Here is an 18,783-nt window from a genome sequence, read left to right on the forward strand (position 1 = left end):
GGATCACCTTGCAGGCTAGCCCTGACGGCGTCGCTCGGCAGGCGATTTCCGGGGGCGACCGCCTTAGCCGCCATTCGACTGCCGGATCCCCTTGGCCAGCGCGTCGAAGCTGTAGATGAAGCCGCCGGCGTCGCCGGAGACGGTGACGTACGCCTTCTTGGTCCCGGGCCTGATCGCGACGTTGGTCGCCGAGGTGAGCCCAGCGCGGTCGGCGGCCGGGACGCGGACGGTCGCGAGCGGCCTGCCGTGCCGGGAGAAGACGCGGATGACCGGCTCGCCGTGGGTGGCCTGATAGATGTTGCCGGCCGCGTCGACGGCGTTGGAGTCGGTCTCGGTCTCAGCGGGCCCGTCGTCGACCTCGGCGACGATTGAGGTCGCGACGACCGAGGTGCGCGGCCGGTCGAGGGCCAGATAGCTGATCCGGTTCTCCCACAGGGTGCTCACGTAGAGCCCGCGGTAGCGACGGTCGAAGGAGATGCCGTTCGGGGCGGCCAGCTCGTCGGCCAGCACCGTCGCGCTCGAACCGTCGGCCGAGATGCGTACGACCCGGCCCACCGGCTCCTTGGCCGGATCGAGGTAGCCGGTCAGGTCGGTGACGTACATGTTGCCCTCGGGGTCGAAGGCCAGGTCGTCGGGGTTCATCGGGCGACCCTCGACCGCACCGGCGAAGACCGTGCGCGGGTCGGTGCCGTCGGCGGCGACGCTGCGGATCGTGCCCTGGTAGTCGGTCAGATAGAGCCGGCCGTCGACCGGGCTCCACTGGGCCGACGTGTAGGCACCAGCCTCGTCGGTGAAGAACGCCGAGACCTCCCGCGACGCGGTGTCGAGCCGCAGCACCTTCGGCGCTGGCGAGGAGGCCACGACGTCGACGAAGTAGAGGTCGCCGTCGGCGCCGAACGTCGGGCCCTCGAGCAGGGTCATGTTCAGCCCGGGGTGCGGGCTGGTCGCCTTGACCACCTGCTCGGCGACGATGTCCCGCGGCCAGTGCGCGTGCGCCACCGCGCCGGAGGGAGCCGCCAGGCCGCCGGCAAACAGTGCGCCAGCGAGCGCGACAGCAGAGACGGACGTACGTCGGTTCAACTCATTCTCCTCAGGGGTTGGTCGACGAGAACCTCGTCGATGGATGTGCGGCGCCACTCCTCGAGCAGCCGGTGGAACGCGACCGGCCCGGGGCCGTAGGAGATCTTCATCTCCGCGGGCTGGCCCTCGCTGTTGTAATAGCCGGGCGTGCATGTGCGCAGGAAGTCGAGGTTGTCGTTGGCCGACTCCTCGATGACCTGCGCCCAGGCCTCGGTGGCGTCGTGCGACGGCTCGACATAGGCCGCTCCCCGCGAGCGCGCGGCGGATACGACCAGCCCGATGTGGCGCGCCTGCTCGCTGAGGATGTGGGAGTAGTTGACCGAGTTGGCGTTCTGGAACAGCGAGAGCTGGAAGAGGTTCGGGAAGCCATGGCTGTAGAAGCCGTGCAGCGTACGGAACCCGCTCATCAGCGACTCGAAGTAGCTGGTCCCGCCGCGACCGTGGACCATCAGCGATCCGGAGAGGAGACCGGAGATTCCGGTCTCGAAGCCGGTCGCGAAGATGACGCAGTCGACCTCGTACTCCTGGTCGCCGACGACGATCCCGGTCTCGGTCATCCGGGTGATGCCGTGGGTGTCGGCGGTGTCGACCAGCGTCACCTCGGGCCGGTTGAACGCCTCCAGGTAGTCGTCGCTGAAGCCCGGCCGCTTGCACTGGTAGCGGTAGTAGGGCTTGAGCGCCTCCGCCGTCTCCGGGTCGCGGACCGTGGCAGCGACCCGGTCGCGGAGCCGGTTCATCGTCGCCAGATCGAGGAGCTCCTCGGCCAGCTCGCGCTCGGCGGGGTCGACGGACCGGTCGATCCGCCCGGTGATCATCTTCCGCTGCAGCCCGGCGTTGGCGGTCCACGAATCCTGGACAACGTCCTCGGCGACCGGATCACCGGCCATGATCGCCAGGAAGTTGTCCATCCGCCGCTGCTGCCACCCGGGCGTCAGCGAGACAGCCCACTCCGGGTCGGTCGGCCGGTTGTCGCGCACGTCGACGGTCGCCGGCGTCCGCTGGAAGACGTACGTCCGCGCAGCATGCTCCGCGACCATCGGCATCACCTGGATCCCGGTGGCGCCGGTCCCGACCACCGCGACCCGCTTGTCCGCGAGCCCCACCAGCCCGCCGGAGGCGTCGCCGCCGGTGTAGCCGTAGTCCCACCGGCTGGTGTGGAACGCCCGCCCGCGGAAGCTCTCGATCCCCTCGATCCCCGGCAGCTTGGCCAGCGACAGCGAACCCGAGGAGACGACGACGTAGGTGGCCGTGAACGCGTCGTCACGGTCGGTCCCGACATGCCACCTGGCGCCGTCCTCGTCCCAGCGCAGCTCGGTCGCCGAGGTGTGGAAGGCGGCGTCGCGGTAGAGATCGAACCTCTCCGCGAGCGCGACCATGTGCCGGCGGATCTCCTCGCCGGGCGCGTAGCGCCAGCGCGGGACGTACCCGACCTCCTCCAGCATCGGCATGTAGAGGTAGGACTCGATGTCGCAGCGGACGCCGGGGTAGCGGTTCCAGTACCAGGTGCCGCCGACGTCGCCGCCGTCGTCGATCAGCCGGATCCGCTCGAGCCCGGCCTGGCGCAGCCGGATCGCGGTCTGCAGCCCGCCGAGCCCCGCGCCGATGACGAGGGCGTCGACGTGGTCGGTGAGGGGTGGCCGGTCGACACGTTCGGTGAACGGGTCGTGCGGGGCAGCCGCGGGGTCGGAGGCGAGCCGACGGTATTGGCCGAGGCCGTCCGGGCGCACTCTGCGCTCGCGCTCGTGGGCGTACTTGGCCCGGGCGGCGGTGAGCTCCGAGGCCGTGATCGGTGCGTGTGATTCGGGCATGCCATCACCCGAGTGGGGGGAAGTCACGGCCGGAAACTAGCAGCGCACGGGTGTCAGGGTGTCCGGTTCGACCGTTCGTCGCGGCAGATCGACCGTTCGTCGTCGTGTCGGTCCGATGGGACTGGACACCGAACGTAATTGTGACCAAGGTCACAGATCGTCCGAACCCCACTTCGACAGATCTCTCGGAGGTGACCCATGCCGTCCTCGTCCAAGGGCTCGTGGATCCTCGTCGGGATCCTCCTGTTCGCGGCGGCGGCACCGTCACTCGCGGTGCCGCTGTACGCGAAGGAGGATCCGACGCTCGCCGGATTCCCGTTCTACTTCTGGTTCCAGCTCTTCCTCATCCCCTGTTCGGTCCTGTTCACGACCGTCGCCTACTTCGTCGCCAAGGCCGCGTTCCGGCGTGACCGTGCCGCCGCCGGGCGCCCGTGGAAGGAGGGTGGCCAGTGAACGCGGTAGCAGTCTCCGTCTTCGCCTTCCTCTTCCTGCTGGTCACGATCCTCGGCTTCTCCGCCGCGCGCTGGCGCAGGGCGAAGTCGATGGACAACCTCGACGAGTGGGGTCTGGGCGGCCGTGGCTTCGGTACGTTCGTGGCCTGGTTCCTCATCGGAGGCGACCTCTACACGGCGTACACCTTCATCGCGGTCCCCGCGACGCTGTTCGCCGGCGCTGCGGTCGGCTTCTTCGCGGTGCCCTACACGATCCTCGTCTACCCGCTGATCTTCGCGTTCCTGCCGAAGCTGTGGTCGGTCTCGCACAAGCACGGGTACGTCACTCCGGCCGACTTCGTCGTCGGCCGCTACGGATCCAGGACGTTGGGTCTGGCCGTCGCGATCACCGGCCTGCTGGCCACCATGCCCTACATCGCACTGCAGTTGGTGGGCATGGAGGTCGTGCTCGAGGTGATGGGTCTGCAGAGCGACTCCTCGAACTGGTTCATCCGTGACCTGCCGCTCTTCATCGCGTTCGCGGTGCTGGCCGCCTACACGTACTCCTCCGGGTTGCGAGCGCCGGCGCTGATCGCGTTCGTGAAGGACTCGCTGATCTACATCGTGATCATCGTGGCGATCATCTACATCCCGTCGCAGCTCGGTGGCTGGGGCAACATCTTCGAGACGGTGCAGACCAGCTTCGACACCTTCAACACCGAGAACGCCGACGCGATCGCCGCCGGCGACGCTGCCCCGAAGGCGCTGTTCCCGACGCAGGCGGCGGGCCAGTGGGCCTACGCCTCCCTGGCCCTCGGGTCGGCGCTGGCGCTGTTCATGTACCCGCACTCGATCACCGGGGTCCTCTCCACGCGCAGCCGCAACGTGATCCGCCGCAACGCCTCGCTGCTGCCGGCGTACTCGTTCCTGCTGGGGCTCCTGGCGCTGCTCGGGTTCGTCGCCCTCGCGGCCGGGGTCATGGTCGGCGATCCGCCGAACCCGCAGCTCGCGATCCCGCAGCTCTTCGAGGACCAGTTCCCGGCGTGGTTCGCGGGCGTCGCGTACGCCGCCGTCATCATCGGTGCGCTGGTGCCGGCGGCGATCATGTCGATCGCGGCCGCGAACCTGTGGACGCGCAACATCTACAAGGCTTACCTGAAGCCCGACGCGACCCCGCAGGACGAGGCCAAGCAGGCCAAGATCGTGTCCCTGGTCGTGAAGTTCGGGGCGCTCATCTTCGTGCTGGCGCTCTCGAAGTCGTACGCCATCAACCTGCAGCTGCTCGGCGGTGTCTGGATCCTGCAGACGCTGCCGGCGATCGTCGTCGGGCTCTACACCCGGTGGTTCCACCGGTGGGCGGTCCTGGCCGGCTGGGCGGTCGGGATGGCGTACGGGACGATCGTCGCGTACGGCGTCTCCTCGCCCACGCAGGAGCACTTCGGTGGACCGTTGGCGCCGTTCCCGGGAACGGAGACGCCCATCTACATCGCGCTCACCGCGTTCCTGCTCAACCTCATCGTGGTCGTCGTCCTGACCCCGATCCTGAGGGCGCTCAACGTGCCCGACGGTGAGGACGCCACCTCGGCATCGGACTACTCGGTCGACGCCGGTGACGAGGGTGTCGTCGAGGAGCTGAGCTCGACGACGGAGGTGCGCTGAGGGCTCCTGAGCCACACAAAGTCCCGCAAACACGCCTCTACGACGTGTTTGCGGGACTTTTTCCTTATTTCTCCAAGAACTGCAACGACAGTACATTGGCGTACGTAACAAGTACTGAAGGCTCTGAATCGGACCAAACTCGGGAGTGTCCATGTTGAGCAACGGATCCATGTGGGCGATTGGACGCCGGGGGGCGTCGCCCTGCATGGATCTACCACCGGGCGTGAAGCTGGCCAGTCATCTGAGGCTGCCGATCCGTCCGGTTCGATGGGTGGGGCTATGAGCGTGACCAGGAACTCGCTCGCCCTGCTCTGCGGGACCCCGTCGGTGTCAGCCGCGATCCCCGTGCGCTCGGGCGCCGGGTGCAGGCACTGACGGGGTCCCGCATTCCCCGCAACACCCGAAAACATCAGGAGAACGCGATGAACTCGAAGATCCTCGGGGGACTTCGGCGATCGGTGGCGGTGACCCTTGTGGCAGGTGGCTTGATCGTCGCCGGCGCCGCGGTTGCCGGTGCTGACTCGCAGTCCGTTGAGCACGCCGACAGCGGGGCCGCCTCGGTGGCCAAGCAGCCGATCAAGGCTCCGGACCGTGGACCCGCTGGTCCGGTGACGGTCTCGGGAGCGATGGCCGGCAACGACGCGGGGGTGACGGTCACGACCGATGGGACGACGGTCGTGACCAGTGGCCGCGCGCACGTCGAGTCTCCGGTCGACAACGCCGCCGGCGGTGGTGTCGTCCACCACGACGATGACACCGGCTCGTCGCTGGGTGGCGGTCGCGGTGTCGATCTCGGCACGGACCAGATCGGCTTCGCCGGGGGAGCGACCGGTGACTCCTCGTCCGCGGACGTCGTCGGCACCGCTCGGGTCGGGGCGGAGAAGCACTACTACGTCCAGGACGCTCGCTGAGCGATCCGCGCGTGACATGCGTCGGGGCCACCGGGAGATTCCCGGTGGCCCCGACGCATCGTGGTCAGATCGACCTCAGGATCAGGCAGCCTCGTCCGCGTTCTTGATCGCGGAGATGTCGAACTCGAGCTTGATCTTCTCGGAGACGAGCACGCCACCGGTCTCGAGGGCGGCGTTGAAGGAGAGGCCCCAGTCGGTGCGGTTGATCGCGACGGCACCCTCGAAGCCGACGCGGGTGTTGCCGAACGGGTCCTTGGCGGAGCCGGTCTGCTCGAAGGGGACGGTGACCGGCTTGGTGGTGCCCTTGATGGTCAGGTCGCCGGTGATGTTCCAGGTCTCGCCGTCGAACTCGACCTCGGTCGACTCGAAGGTGATGTTGGGGTGAGCCTCGTTCTCGAAGAAGTCACCCGAGAGCAGGTGGCCGTCGCGGTCGGCGTTGCCGGTGTCGACGGAGGCAGCCTTGATCGTCAGCGAGACCTTGGACTTGGCCGGCTCGGCGGTGTCGATCGTCGCGGTGCCCTCGAACTCCTTGAACGAGCCGCGGACGGTGGTCACCATCGCGTGGCGAGCCGAGAAGCCCAGGCGGGTGTGGGCGACGTCGAGGGTGTAGTCACCCGCGATGTCCTCGATGGCGGCGGTCGGGGTGTCGAACTCGGTCTCGGCGGGTGCCGTGTCCTTCTTGCTGAAAATGCCCATAGCGAATGTGCTCCTGGAAGAATTGGTTGAAACTGCAAGCATCATAACGGGGGAATCTCTCCCAATGTTCCCGCTCGCGTGGCCTTTCCTGACGACGGCGGAAAATTTGGTTGCAGTGACAACGCTATCCCTAAACGCGCGAGGCCCGCTCCCCTGTCGGGAGCGGGCCTCGGAAGCGTTGAGCGGTTGTCAGGCAGCGTGACGAGTGGTCGCGGGAGCACTGACTTCGACCCAGCGGGCCTCCATGTGCTTACGGCCGCGGCGGTCGACGACGGGGAGCCAACGGAGCTCGAGCTTGCCAGTCACTTTATTACCGTTCATCAGACACCTCCTGTTCACCTTGTGTTCACCTAAGGTACCGCACCCCCACCCGTATGTCCAAGTAGTCCGCCAGATCGGGTGTGGCGCTCCACTTCGCGACCCCGAAAGGTGGGATGAGAGTGCGTGGCGCTCCACTTAGGGCGAAAAGACGAGTTCTGCCCGAAATCGGGCAGAAATTTGAACGTCGTCCCGTGAATGGCTCACAGTTGGTGAGGTGAATGCCGAGCAAGCGCTGATCGACCACCTGGTCGCCACCACCGGGCTCCGGCCCGCGGAGGCGGCGCGCGTGATCGAGGACGTGGTGGCGTACTTCGACGAACCGGTCGAGGCCTACGTACGCCGTCGGCATGCACAGCTGAAGACCTACGGCGCGAAGAACGACGCGATCTTCGCGCAGCTCGCCGAGGAGCTTCGGGCGCGGGTCGTTGCCGCGCCGCAGCTGACCGAACGGCAGCTGCGACGGCTCATCTACGGATAGAACGACGGATAGATTGGACGGGACACATGTGCGGAATCGTCGGCTACATCGGACCCCAGCAGGCCGCCGGCCTGCTCACCGAGGGGCTGGCCCGGCTGGAGCACCGCGGCTATGACTCGGCGGGTGTCGCGGTGCTGGGCAGCAGGCTCCAGGTGGTGAAGAAGGCCGGACGCGTACGCGATCTGGTCGATGCCCTGCCGAAGCGGTTCGCCGGCAAGGTCGGCATCGGCCACACCCGGTGGGCGACCCATGGCCCGGCCAACGACACCAACGCCCACCCGCACGTCTCCGCCGACGGTCGCGTGGCCGTCGTCCACAACGGGATCGTCGACAACGCCGCCTCGTTGCGGGAGCGGCTCACCGAGGCGGGGGTCGAGCTGGTCAGCGACACCGACACCGAGGTCTTCGCCCACCTCATCGGAGCGTCGACCGCAGACACTCTGGAGGCCAAGGTCGTCGACGCGCTCTCCCAGGTCGAGGGCACCTGGGGCCTCGCCGTCGTGCACGCCGACTTCCCCGACCGCATGGTCGTTGCACGCAACGGCTCGCCGCTGATCGTCGGCGTCGGAGACGGGGAGATGTACGTCGCCTCGGACCTGGCCGCGGTCGTACGCCACACCACCACCGTCGCCCACCTCGACGACGGCGAGCTCGCGACCATCACCGCGACCGGATTCACGACCTTCCGCCAGGACCTGACGACGACTACCACGACGGCTCGCGAGGTCGACGTGGATCCGTCGGCGTACGAGTACGGCGAGCTCGCCGACGAGCCGCGGATGTTCACCGAGATCCTGGAGCAGCCGTCCTCGGTCGAGCGGGCGCTCCGCGGCCGGCTCGACGAGCGGTTCGGGACGGCCCACCTCGGCGGGCTCAACCTCGACCCGCGCGAGCTGCGCGCGATCCGCCGGGTGAAGATCCTCGGCTGCGGCTCCGCCTACTACGTCGGCCAGATGGGCGCCGGGCTGATCGAGGAGCTGGCGCGGGTCCCCGCCGACGCCGAGGCGGCGTCGGAGTTCCGCTACCGCAACCCGATCATCGAGCCCGACACCCTCTACGTCGCGGTGTCCCAGTCCGGCGAGACGATCGACACCCTGCTCGCCGTCCAGGAGATCAAGCGCAAGGGCGGCCGGGTCCTCGGCGTCGTCAACGTCGTCGGCTCGGCGATCGCGCGCGCGGTCGACGGCGGCATCTACCTGCACGCCGGCCCGGAGATCGCGGTCGCCTCGACCAAGGCGCTCACCAACATGTTCGTCGCGTTCTCGCTCCTGGCGCTCCAGCTGGGCCGCGTACGCGACCTCTCGATCGCCGACGGGAAGCGGCTCATCGCCGGCCTGCAGGCGCTGCCGACCCAGATCGAGGAGATCCTCAAGAGCGAGTCCCACCTCGAGGAGGTCGCGGCACGGCTGGCTGAGGCCGAGTCGATGTTCTTCGTCGGTCGCGTACGCGGCTACCCGGTTGCGCGCGAAGGCGCTCAGAAACTGAAGGAGATCTCCTATCGGCACGCGGAGGCCTACCAGACCTCCGAGCTCAAGCACGGTCCGCTCGCGCTGATCTCCGAGTCTGTTCCGACCGTGGCGATCGTGCCCCAGGACGAGCTGACCGACCGCAACGTCGCCGCCCTCCACGAGATCAGCGCGCGCCGCGGGCCCCTGGTCGTCGTCACCCACCCCGACGTCGACCTCGGCGAGCTCGACGCGCTGCGCGTCGACGTACCGAAGAACGAGGTCGAGCTCGACCCCATCCTGCTGACCATCCCGCTCCAGCTGATCGCCTTCCACGCCGCCAAGGCCCTCGGCCACGACGTCGACAAGCCCCGCAACCTCGCTAAATCAGTCACCGTCGAGTAGCGGTGTCCGCTTCAATGGGCCCCATGCGCCTCGCAGGCATCAACATCCATCCGGTGAAGTCGACGGCGATCAGACCGGTCGAGGAGGCGTACGTCGGCAGGGCCGGGATCGTGGGAGACCGCGAGTGGCTGGTCGTCGACGGCAGCGGCAAACTGGTGACGGCTCGTGAGGTGAGGGAGTTGTTCAAGGTCGTGGCGGACACGCCCTCGACCGGCGGGCCGGCGGGGGTGGACCTGCTGCTGAATGCGCCCGAGATGGACCCGCTGAAGGTGGCGGCGCCCGAGCGCGAGGCGCCGGCCGTCGGCGTACGTTTCTTCGCGAAGTCGCTCACCGCGCAGGCCGTCGGGGAGCCTGCCGACGCGTGGTTGAGGAAGGCGCTCGGCCGCGACGACCTGAGGCTGATGTGGTGTGCCGATCCGACGAAGCGGCCGATGAACCCGGCGAAGTATCGGCCCGGCGAGTTCGCCGCGTTCCAGGACTCCTCGCCGGTGTCGCTGCTCACGCAGGCCTCGGCCGACCAGATCGAGGAGTGGTCCGAGGGCGAGGTCCCGGCGCGGCGCTTCCGTGCCAACCTGCTGATCGAGGGTGCCCCGGAGGCGTTCGCCGAGGACGGCTGGAGTGAGGTCGCGATCGGTGGGGCTCGATTCCGGGTCGCAGCCCCGATCGACCGGTGCGTGATGACGACCATCGACGCCGACACGCTGGAGTCGGGCAAGGACCCGCTCCGTGCTCTCGCCAAGCATCGCCGCTGGGACGGCAAGGTGTGGGCGGCGGTGCATCTCGCCGTCGCCCATCCCGGCGAGATCGCGGTCGGCGACGACGTCATCGTCTCCTGAGCGCTGCGAATGATGGGCAAGTGACGGGGCCCACCGCGCCGAGAAATGCATAGAACGTGCTATATGGGCCTACCGTTGGAGGGTGAGCACCGACCCTGAATCTGCCGTATCCACCACTACCGCGCCCGAGGAGCCGAGTGCGCCCAGCGGTGGGTCCAGCGTGGAGGCTGAGCAGGGTCCGACGTTCGACTCACTCGGTCTCTCCGCCGGTGTCCTCGAGGCCGTGAAGGCGCTCGGCTACGAGACGCCTTCGGCGATCCAGGCGGCGACGATCCCGTCGCTGCTCGAGGGCCGCGACGTCGTCGGTCTCGCGCAGACCGGCACCGGAAAGACCGCCGCGTTCGCGCTGCCGGTGCTCTCGAACCTCGACGTCTACCAGAACGCGCCCCAGGCGCTGGTGCTCGCGCCGACGCGCGAGCTGGCCCTGCAGGTGTGCGAGGCGTTCGAGCGTTACGCGTCGAACCTCGACGGCGTACGCATCCTGCCGGTCTACGGCGGGCAGGGCTACGGTCCGCAGCTGACCGCGCTGCGTCGCGGCGTCCACGTCGTCGTCGGCACCCCCGGCCGGATCATGGACCACCTGGAGAAGGGCACGCTCGACCTCTCCCAGCTGCGCTTCCTGGTGCTCGACGAGGCCGACGAGATGCTCAACATGGGCTTCGCGGAGGACGTCGAGACCATCCTCGCCGACACCCCCGAGGACAAGCAGGTCGCGCTCTTCTCGGCGACGATGCCCGCGCAGATCCGCCGGCTGTCGAAGAAGTACCTTCGCGATGCGAAGGAGATCTCGGTCAAGGCGAAGACCCAGACCGCCACCAACATCACCCAGCGCTACCTGATGGTGTCCTACCCCCAGAAGGTCGACGCGCTCACCCGCATCCTCGAGGTCGAGAACTTCGAGGGCATGATCGTCTTCACGCGCACCAAGTCCGAGACCGAGTCGCTGGCCGAGAAGCTGCGCGCGCGTGGCTTCGCCGCGACCGCGATCAACGGCGACATCGCCCAGGCCCAGCGCGAGAAGACCGTCAACCAGCTCAAGGACGGCTCGCTGGACATCCTGGTCGCGACCGACGTCGCGGCTCGTGGTCTCGATGTCGAGCGGATCTCGCACGTGGTCAACTACGACCTGCCGACCGATGTCGAGGCGTACGTCCACCGCATCGGCCGCACCGGGCGTGCGGGCCGCACCGGCGACGCGATCTCGTTCGTCACCCCGCGTGAGCGGTGGCTGCTGCGCGCGATCGAGAAGCACACCAAGGCGCAGCCGGCGCAGATGCAGCTGCCCTCGGTCGACGAGGTCAACGCGACCCGCCTCTCCCGCTTCGACGACGGCATCACCGCCGCGCTGCAGGAGGGCGAGCGCATCGAGTTCTTCCGCGACGTGGTGCGTCACTACGTCGAGGAGCACGACATCCCCGAGGTCGACGTCGCCGCCGCTCTGGCCGCGGTGCTCCACGGCGAGGAGCCGCTGCTCCTCGACCCGGAGCCCGAGAAGCCTGCCTACGAGGACCGGCGCGGACGCCGCGATGACCGCGGCAGCGACCGTGGCCCCCGCCGTGAGACGGGCACGTCGCGTCAGACGGGTCAGCCGCTGGCCACCTACAAGATCCAGGTGGGCAAGCGCCACCGTGTCGAGCCGCGCCAGATCGTCGGCGCCATCGCCAACGAGGGCGGCCTGCGCCGCGCCGACTTCGGCAACATCTCCATCCGCAACGACTTCTCACTCGTCGAGCTCCCCGCGGACCTGGCTCCCGAGACCTGGAAGGCGCTCGAGTCGACCCGCATCTCCGGCAAGCTCATCGAGCTCTCCGAGGACTCCGGCGGCGGCCCCGTCCGTCGCTCCGGCGGCCGCTTCGACAAGGGTGGCCGACCGGGCAGCAGCAGCTCCGACTTCGGCGACCGCCCCCGCAAGCCGCGCCAGAAGCGCAAGTTCGACTGACGTTGGGATACCCGGTTAACCGGGTATCCCTGCACTTCTCAGGCATTGCAACGCCTGAGAAGTGCAGGCGTTGCCTGAACACCGTGACGGAAGTGGCGAGAGGGACGGCCCGACGAGCGTTCGCCCACGCGTCAGACCGCTGGCGACCGTAGACTCACCGACCGCTGCGTGAGCGGCTGCGGCACTTGTGTTTTCAGCAGGCGGCGAGGGTGCGCTGGGCGGAGAGGGCGACCAGGGCGAACGGGGCGGCCATCAAAGCGAGCGCGCTGAGGGCCAGGGACACGGTGAGGCCGCCGGTCAGAGCCAGCATGGTGAAGCCGATGGTTGGCACGATCATGGCCGTGACCAGGGACCAGGTGGCGGTCAGCCGGGCCGTACGGCGCCCGATCCGGAGCCAACGTTGACCGATCGCGGTCACTCCCAGGGCGACCAGGGCGCCGAGGGCGCCTGCTGTGCCGACGTACCCGATGATGATGTCGAGGACGTGGAAGAGGCCGCTCTCCGGAGCGGCTGAGTGGGCGCTCGCGCCGAGCTCGATCCCGCCGTCCCACAGGAAGGCCTGGGGGAGCATGACGAGGACGAGCAGGATGGCCGTACGTCGGGCGGCGCCGATTGCGACGGTGTCGCGGAAGCCGGGAGCGATGTCGTCGACGGAGCCGAAGTCGCGCAGGGCGAGCGCCTCGGCCTCGGAGGGTGTGTAGCCCGCTGCGGTGTAGGCGTCGGTGGCGTCCTCGAGGTGGTCGCCGGCCTCGCGCAGGAGGTCGCGCCTGGTCCAGCTCGGGCCGGGGATCGCGGCGCGCAGGTCCGCAAGGTAGACGTCGACGGCGCTCATGTGCCCATCTTCCGTCCTCGGCGGTATCGGCCACATCAGGGAACTCCCTGAATGACTCGCCAGAAGTGCCGACTCGGCCGACGTAAGTGCCGTCTCGGCCGGCGGGGGTGACGCCTCGGCAGGGTCAGGCTTCGCCGAGTACGCCGGAGACGACCTTGGCGAAGGTCCGCCACTCCTGGCGGTGGGCGGCGAGGGCGTTGCGGCCGGCGGAGGAGAGCTCGTAGGTGCGGCGCTTGCGGCCGCCGACCTCGGACCAGGAGCTGTCGAGGTAGCCGGCCTTCTCCAGGCGGCGCAACGCGGGGTAGATGGTGCCGGTGGGGAGGTCGAGCTCGCCACCGCTGCGCGCGCTCAGGGCTTCGATGATCGCGTAGCCGTGGAGGGGCTGCTTCTCGACGACGGCCAGGATCAGCGAGTCGAGGTGGCCACGGAGGGCGTCGGCTTTCATGTAGACAGCCTACACAGTCCGTCGTACATTGTCTCCATACATGTTGCCAGGCTACCTATAGCCAGGCGAGACACGACAGGAGACATGATGACCACTCAGACGATCACGAGACCCAGTCCGCTGCGGCGACTGGCGTCCTTCTCCCAACGCCATCACTGGACCGCGCTGCTGCTGTGGGTGGTCGTCCTGGTGGGCGTGACGGTGGCGGCGCAGAGCATCGGCGACGACTATCGCAACTCCTTCGACATCCCCGGCACCCAGTCACAGGAGTTGGCCGACCTCCAGGCCGAGCACGGCGGATCGAACGGCGACGAGGTGCGCGCGGTCATCCACGACGAGCGCGGCTGGAACACGGATCAGCAGGCCGTCGACGATCTGCTCGCGGACCTGGCCGCGGTGCCTCATGTCGAGTCCGTCGAGGCGGCCGATCCGCAGCGCGGGTCGGTGAGCGAGGACGGTACGACCGCGCTGGTCACCGTGGTGATGGACGCCGAGGCCGGCGAGCTCCCCGTGAGCGCCTATGAGCCGTTCCTAGAGCTGTCGGCCGAGGCGTCGACCGACGACCTCCAGGTCGAGATGGCCGGCGACTCGATGCGCGAGGTGAACGAAGGCGAGGGTGGCAGCTCCGAGGGGATGGGCATGCTCGCCGCGCTGGTGATCATGCTGTTCATGTTCGGCTCGTTCCTGGCGGCGAGCCTGCCGCTGATCACCGCGATCTTCGCGGTCGGCACGACCTTCGGCGTGGTCACGCTGCTCTCGCACCTGACCACGATCCCGGACTACACCGCGCCGATGCTGATGATCGTCGGGCTGGGCGTGGGCATCGACTACGCGCTGCTGGTCTTCTCGCGCTATCGCAGCGAGCTGCTCGGCGGTGCCACCCGCGAGGACGCCACCGCGACCGCGATCGACACCGCCGGCCGCTCGGTCCTCTTCGCCGGCGTCAGCGTGATCCTCGCGCTCTGCGGCCTCTATGTGCTGCAGCTGACCTCGATCCAGGGGGTCGTGCTCGGCGTCGCGCTCACCGTGCTGATGACCATGATCGCCGCGGTCACGCTGCTGCCCTCGCTGCTGACCCTGTTCGGCAAGCGCCTGGAGAAGTCCGTACGCAAGCACGCGGCCCGGTCACGGCGCGAGCCCGGCCAGCGCTGGCGCGCCTGGGCCTCCGGCGTCCAGCGACACCCGTGGGCCGCGTTGGTCGTCTCCGTGGTCGTGCTCGGCGCGCTGGCTGCCCCTGTCCTCAGCCTCCAGCTCGGCTTCGCCGACGCCGGCAACGACGACACCTCCTCGACCACGCGGAAGGCGTACGACCTGGTCAGCGAGAAGTTCGGCCCCGGCGCGAACGGCCCGCTCATCGTCATGACCGAGGGCTCCCAGGAGGGGGCGGCTGCTGCGTACGAGAAGGTCCAGGGGTACGCCGGTGTGGCCGCCGTGACGCCGCCGCAGCCGTCGGCCGACGGTGCGGTGTACACCTCCATCGCCTTCCCGGAGACCGGCCCGCAGGATGCCGCGACCACCGAGCTGGTCAAGGACCTCCGCACGGATCTCGGCGACGACGTCCTGGTCGGCGGCTCGACCGCGGCGCTGATCGACTACTCCGACGCGGTCGGGGAGAAGCTGCCGCTCTTCATCGGGCTCGTCGTCGGGCTCTCCGCGCTGCTGCTGATGTGCGTCTTCCGCTCCGTCGCGGTGGCGATCAAGGCGGCGATCCTCAACCTCCTCTCGATCGGCGCCTCGATGGGGGCGATGACGTACGTCTTCCAGGAGGGGCTGCTGGGGGTCGAGCCTGGTCCGATCGAGGCGTTCCTGCCGGTGATGACCTTCGCGATCGTCTTCGGGCTCTCGATGGACTACGAGGTCTTCCTGATCTCGCGGATGCGCGAGGAGTGGCTGCGCAGCGGCGATGCCCAGGAGGCCGTCCGGGAGGGGCTGGCGCACACCGGCGGCGTCATCACCGCGGCCGCCGCGATCATGGTCGTGGTCTTCGGCGCCTTCTGGTTCAGCCCGGACCGGATGCTGCAGGAGATGGGCTTCGTGATGGCGGTGGCGGTGCTGCTGGACGCGGTCCTCGTGCGGTGCCTCGTCGTGCCGGCGGTGATGCGGCTGCTCGGTCCCGGCGCCTGGTGGCTGCCGCGGTGGCTCGACCGGCTCCTGCCGCGCCTGCAGAACGTCGGATGAACTCAGGTAAGCGGGTTCCGGACAGTTACTAAGACGTGAAACTAATTTCCTGCGGGTGGAAGTAAGGGCGCGTACAACCGAATAGAAGGGCCGCCCCCAGCGGTCCCCGGCTTTCGGGAGTTGCCATGAACGGTTTGATCTTCCGCCTGTCCAAAGTCCGCCTCGCGGTCTCCCTCACATCCATCGCCCTTCTCGGCGCCGGCCTCGCCGTCGCCCCAGGCTCCCCGGCCACCGCGAACCCCATTGCTTCGGGCTTCGCTTCAGCAGCCGGGGAGCCTTACGTCGCTCTGGGTGACTCCTACTCCTCTGGAGTAGGCACCCGCAGCTACATCGCCGACGGCAGCCAATGCATGCGGTCGACCCTGGCGTACCCGAGCCTGGTCGCCGCGGCGAAGAGCTACAGCCTCAACTTCCGCGCCTGCTCGGGCGCGGTCGTCGCCGACGTCACCAACAGCCAGCTCAGCGCACTGTCCACCTCGACCCGTTACGTGACCATCTCCGTCGGTGGCAACGACGCCGGCTTCGCCGACGTGATCACCGAGTGCGCTCTCCCCGCCTGGGCGAGCGACTGCGCGGGAGCGGTCGCGGGTGCGCAGAACTACATCCGCAACACGCTTCCGGCCAGCCTCGGGACGCTCTACTCGAGGATCCGGACGGCGGCACCCAGCGCGAAGGTGGTGGTCGTGGGCTATCCGAAGCTGTTCATGGGCGAGGACTGCAACGCGTTCACCTGGTTCAGCCCGTCGGACGAGGCGATCCTCAACGACACCGCGGTGCTCCTCAACAACACCACGGCCTCGCGGGCGAGTGCCGCCGGGTTCGGCTACGTCAACCCGATCAGCCGGTTCACCGGACACGCGGTCTGTGACAACCCGGAGTGGGTCAACGGGCTCTCCAACCCGATCGAGGAGTCCTACCACGCCAACACCGCCGGCCATCGTGACGGCTACACCCCTCTGGTGAGCTCGCCGCTCACCGGCGCCGCGGTCACCGTGTCCCCGGCCGTGCTCGCCGCGGCAGAGGCGACCGGTCCCGCACAGGCCGCCAAGCAGAGGAAGTACGCCGCTCTCGACCGCCACATCGAGCCGAAGGTGTTCCAGCCGCCGACTCGTGAGCGCCTGGAGAAGCTCGCCGACCAGCGCGGCGTCGACCTGGACGCCTGGCTGGCGACGCACTGATCGGACGGTTGTGAAGCCGGGAGCGACCCGCCGGTCACTCTCGGCTTCACAACCTCCGCGTTGGACGGGTGTAACCCAATCTTGGGGGCAAGGCTGATAGAACCGTTCCATGCGAGTCTCCCGGGGCATAGCGGCCCTTGCTGTTGCCTTACCGCTGCTTGCCGCATGTGGTGGGGCCAAGGAACCGGGTCCGAGCATGTCGACCCTGACCACGGCGCTGGAGTCCGGCACCTTCACGAAGGTCGACTTCGTGGCGAAGACCGACCCCGCTGCCGTCGCAACCGACTACAGCAATCTGACGGGCAACCTGTTCGGGAAGCTCGGCGCCCCCGACGTGTCCGCGACCAAGCCGGTCTTCTCCGGCCACGGCACCGACAGCGCGACGTCGACGCTCACCTGGGCGTGGGGACTGCCGGGCGGCCGCTGGACCTACGAGTCGGAGGTCGAGCTCCGCAAGACCGATGAGAAGTGGGAGTTCGTCTGGGAGCCGACGGTCGTCGCCCCGACGCTCGCCGAGGGACGCAGCCTCCACGTCGAGACCGTCCAGCAGCAGCGCGGCGAGATCCTGAGTACGTCGGGAGCGACCCTGGTCGCGGATCGGCCGGTCGTCACGGTCGGCATCGACAAGACCCTGATCGACCCGGTGGCGGCTCCCGCGGCCGCCCGCGACGTCGCCGCGATCGTCGGCATCAACCCGAAGCGCTACGCCAAGCGCGTCAAGGCTGCCGGGGACAAGGCGTTCGTCGAGGCGCTCTCGATCCGCAAGCCGATGATGACGAAGGCCAAGGCCGCGAAGATCGCCAAGATCAAGGGCGCCGCGATGCTCAACCGGACCCTCCCGCTCGGCCCGACCAAGGAGTTCGCTTCGCCGGTCGTCGGCATCGTCGGTGAGGTGACGGCGGAGATGATGAAGAAGAAGCCCGGGACCTACCTCCCGGGCGATCTCGCCGGGCTCTCTGGCCTGCAGGCGCGCTACGACGAGCAGCTGCGCGGCAAGCCCGGACTGCAGGTCGCGGTTCTCGGTGACGAGGGCGAGGTGCTCAAAAGGCTCTACAGCACCGACCCGATCGATGGGAAGTCGCTGACCGTCACCCTCGACGAGCGGCTGCAGAAGAACGCCGAGAAGATCCTGAAGGGCGTCAAGCCCGAGAGCGCCCTGGTCGCGATCCGGCCCAGCGACGGTGCCGTGCTGGTCGCCGCCAACGGCGAGGACAACAAGATGAACCTGGCCACCTACGGCCAGGCGGCTCCGGGCTCGACGTTCAAGGCCGCGACCACGCTGGCCCTGCTGCGCAAGGGGCTCAACGCCACGAGCCAGGTCAAGTGCCCGGCCAAGACCACCGTCGACGGCAAGACCTTCAAGAACGACTCGTGGTACCCGAAGTCGGCCCTCGGCGAGATCACGCTCGCCCACGCCGTCGCCGAGTCCTGCAACACCGCCATGGTCGGCGTGGCCGGCGAGGTCGGCCACGCCGAGATCGCCTCGGCCGCCGCCTCGCTGGGCTTCGGGATCGACCGCGACGCCGGCTTCACCTCCTACTTCGGCCAGATCCCCGAGCCCGCGGGCGAGACCGAGCACGCCGCCGACCTGATCGGACAGGGCAAGGTGCTCGCCTCGCCGCTCGTGATGGCCGCCGTCATCGGCTCCATCCAGGCCGGTCACACCGTGATCCCGACCCTCGTCGAGGGCCAGGTCGCCAAGCCGTCTGGTGTCGAGCCGCTCGCCGCCGACGAGGCCGAGCAGCTGCGTACGATCTTCCGGGGTGTGGTCACCGACGGCACGGGCAGCGGCCTGGCAGACGTGCCGGGCAAGCCGGTGATCGCCAAGACCGGCACGGCCGAGTTCGACCGCAACGGCAAGCGCCTGACGCACACCTGGATGATCGCTGCTCAGGGCGACCTGGCCGTGGCCGTCTACGTCGACGAGGGCGAGAACGGTGCCGCCACCTCGGGCCCGCTCGTCGAGGCCTTCTTCCGCATGGTCAACGAGCGTTAGAGACCGGCAAATAAGATGTGGCCCGGCCGTGAGGCCGGGCCACAATCAATTTCCCTCGGTGCTTCTCTACCGACGGGGGGAACAGTAGAGAAAGCTCAAGGGGCGAGCCTGGCGGCCTTTCGGCCGCGAGGCCCGGTCGAGGTTT

Annotated in this window: 15 protein-coding genes; 10 read left to right on the top strand and 5 right to left on the bottom strand. The window is 68.6% G+C overall.

From position 1 onward, the window contains the following. Positions 1 to 63 precede the first annotated feature (63 nt). Positions 64 to 1,080, bottom strand: coding sequence for an SMP-30/gluconolactonase/LRE family protein (locus ABTW65_RS19210; protein WP_350662975.1), 1,017 nt, complete (start codon positions 1,078 to 1,080; stop codon positions 64 to 66). Continuing rightward, positions 1,077 to 2,888: a flavin-containing monooxygenase gene (locus ABTW65_RS19215; protein WP_350662977.1), complete on the bottom strand. Its 1,812-nt coding sequence runs from the start codon at positions 2,886 to 2,888 to the stop codon at positions 1,077 to 1,079. Before ABTW65_RS19215 ends, ABTW65_RS19210 begins: the two co-directional genes overlap by 4 nt. Before the next feature lie 198 nt (positions 2,889 to 3,086). Between ABTW65_RS19215 and ABTW65_RS19220 the strand changes: the two genes are divergently transcribed. The 3 genes from ABTW65_RS19220 (at position 3,087) to ABTW65_RS19230 (ending at position 5,889) form a co-directional block, all read left to right on the top strand. Continuing rightward, the gene (locus ABTW65_RS19220) at positions 3,087 to 3,341 is read left to right on the top strand and encodes a DUF3311 domain-containing protein (protein ID WP_350662979.1); all 255 of its coding nucleotides are present in this window, start codon (positions 3,087 to 3,089) and stop codon (positions 3,339 to 3,341) included. Then, complete coding sequence (mctP, locus tag ABTW65_RS19225) at positions 3,338 to 4,978, top strand: monocarboxylate uptake permease MctP (protein WP_350662981.1); 1,641 nt, start codon at positions 3,338 to 3,340, stop codon at positions 4,976 to 4,978. Before ABTW65_RS19220 ends, mctP begins: the two co-directional genes overlap by 4 nt. Before the next feature lie 422 nt (positions 4,979 to 5,400). Continuing rightward, entirely contained in the window at positions 5,401 to 5,889 is a 489-nt protein-coding gene (locus ABTW65_RS19230; protein WP_350662983.1) for a hypothetical protein, read from the top strand. Between the two features lie 81 nt (positions 5,890 to 5,970). Here the strand turns inward: ABTW65_RS19230 and ABTW65_RS19235 are convergent, their stop codons facing one another. Further along, positions 5,971 to 6,585, bottom strand: a complete 615-nt coding sequence (locus ABTW65_RS19235; protein WP_350662985.1) for a YceI family protein — start codon at positions 6,583 to 6,585, stop codon at positions 5,971 to 5,973. A gap of 535 nt (positions 6,586 to 7,120) precedes the next feature. On the opposite strand from ABTW65_RS19235, the gene ABTW65_RS19240 reads away from it, so the two are divergent. The 4 genes from ABTW65_RS19240 (at position 7,121) to ABTW65_RS19255 (ending at position 12,009) form a co-directional block, all read left to right on the top strand. Continuing rightward, positions 7,121 to 7,384, top strand: a complete 264-nt coding sequence (locus ABTW65_RS19240) for a hypothetical protein (RefSeq protein ID WP_350662987.1) — start codon at positions 7,121 to 7,123, stop codon at positions 7,382 to 7,384. 26 nt (positions 7,385 to 7,410) lie between these two features. After that, complete coding sequence (gene glmS, locus ABTW65_RS19245; protein WP_350662989.1) at positions 7,411 to 9,234, top strand: glutamine--fructose-6-phosphate transaminase (isomerizing); 1,824 nt, start codon at positions 7,411 to 7,413, stop codon at positions 9,232 to 9,234. Positions 9,235 to 9,257: 23 nt separating this feature from the next. Beyond that, on the top strand, positions 9,258 to 10,070 hold the full coding sequence (locus tag ABTW65_RS19250; protein WP_350662991.1) for an MOSC domain-containing protein: 813 nt from the start codon (positions 9,258 to 9,260) through the stop codon (positions 10,068 to 10,070). Positions 10,071 to 10,152: 82 nt separating this feature from the next. Beyond that, positions 10,153 to 12,009: a DEAD/DEAH box helicase gene (locus ABTW65_RS19255; RefSeq protein WP_350662993.1), complete on the top strand. Its 1,857-nt coding sequence runs from the start codon at positions 10,153 to 10,155 to the stop codon at positions 12,007 to 12,009. A 193-nt stretch (positions 12,010 to 12,202) separates the two neighbouring features. Here ABTW65_RS19255 and ABTW65_RS19260 read toward each other — a convergent pair whose 3' ends face one another. Both ABTW65_RS19260 and ABTW65_RS19265 read right to left on the bottom strand, forming a co-directional pair. Then, positions 12,203 to 12,841, bottom strand: coding sequence for a permease prefix domain 1-containing protein (locus ABTW65_RS19260; RefSeq protein WP_350662995.1), 639 nt, complete (start codon positions 12,839 to 12,841; stop codon positions 12,203 to 12,205). A 124-nt stretch (positions 12,842 to 12,965) separates the two neighbouring features. After that, the gene (locus tag ABTW65_RS19265) at positions 12,966 to 13,286 is read right to left on the bottom strand and encodes a PadR family transcriptional regulator (protein ID WP_008356007.1); all 321 of its coding nucleotides are present in this window, start codon (positions 13,284 to 13,286) and stop codon (positions 12,966 to 12,968) included. 87 nt (positions 13,287 to 13,373) lie between these two features. Here ABTW65_RS19265 and ABTW65_RS19270 point away from each other — a divergent pair, with 87 nt between their 5' ends. The 3 genes from ABTW65_RS19270 (at position 13,374) to ABTW65_RS19280 (ending at position 18,638) form a co-directional block, all read left to right on the top strand. Continuing rightward, entirely contained in the window at positions 13,374 to 15,464 is a 2,091-nt protein-coding gene (locus tag ABTW65_RS19270; RefSeq protein ID WP_350662997.1) for an MMPL family transporter, read from the top strand. 125 nt (positions 15,465 to 15,589) lie between these two features. Next, on the top strand, positions 15,590 to 16,642 hold the full coding sequence (locus tag ABTW65_RS19275; protein ID WP_350662999.1) for an SGNH/GDSL hydrolase family protein: 1,053 nt from the start codon (positions 15,590 to 15,592) through the stop codon (positions 16,640 to 16,642). Between the two features lie 196 nt (positions 16,643 to 16,838). Next, positions 16,839 to 18,638: a penicillin-binding transpeptidase domain-containing protein gene (locus ABTW65_RS19280; protein WP_350663002.1), complete on the top strand. Its 1,800-nt coding sequence runs from the start codon at positions 16,839 to 16,841 to the stop codon at positions 18,636 to 18,638. Positions 18,639 to 18,783 lie beyond the last annotated feature (145 nt).

Origin of the sequence: Nocardioides sp. NPDC127503 (genome assembly GCF_040302165.1) — a bacterium.
GTDB lineage: Bacteria > Actinomycetota > Actinomycetes > Propionibacteriales > Nocardioidaceae > Nocardioides.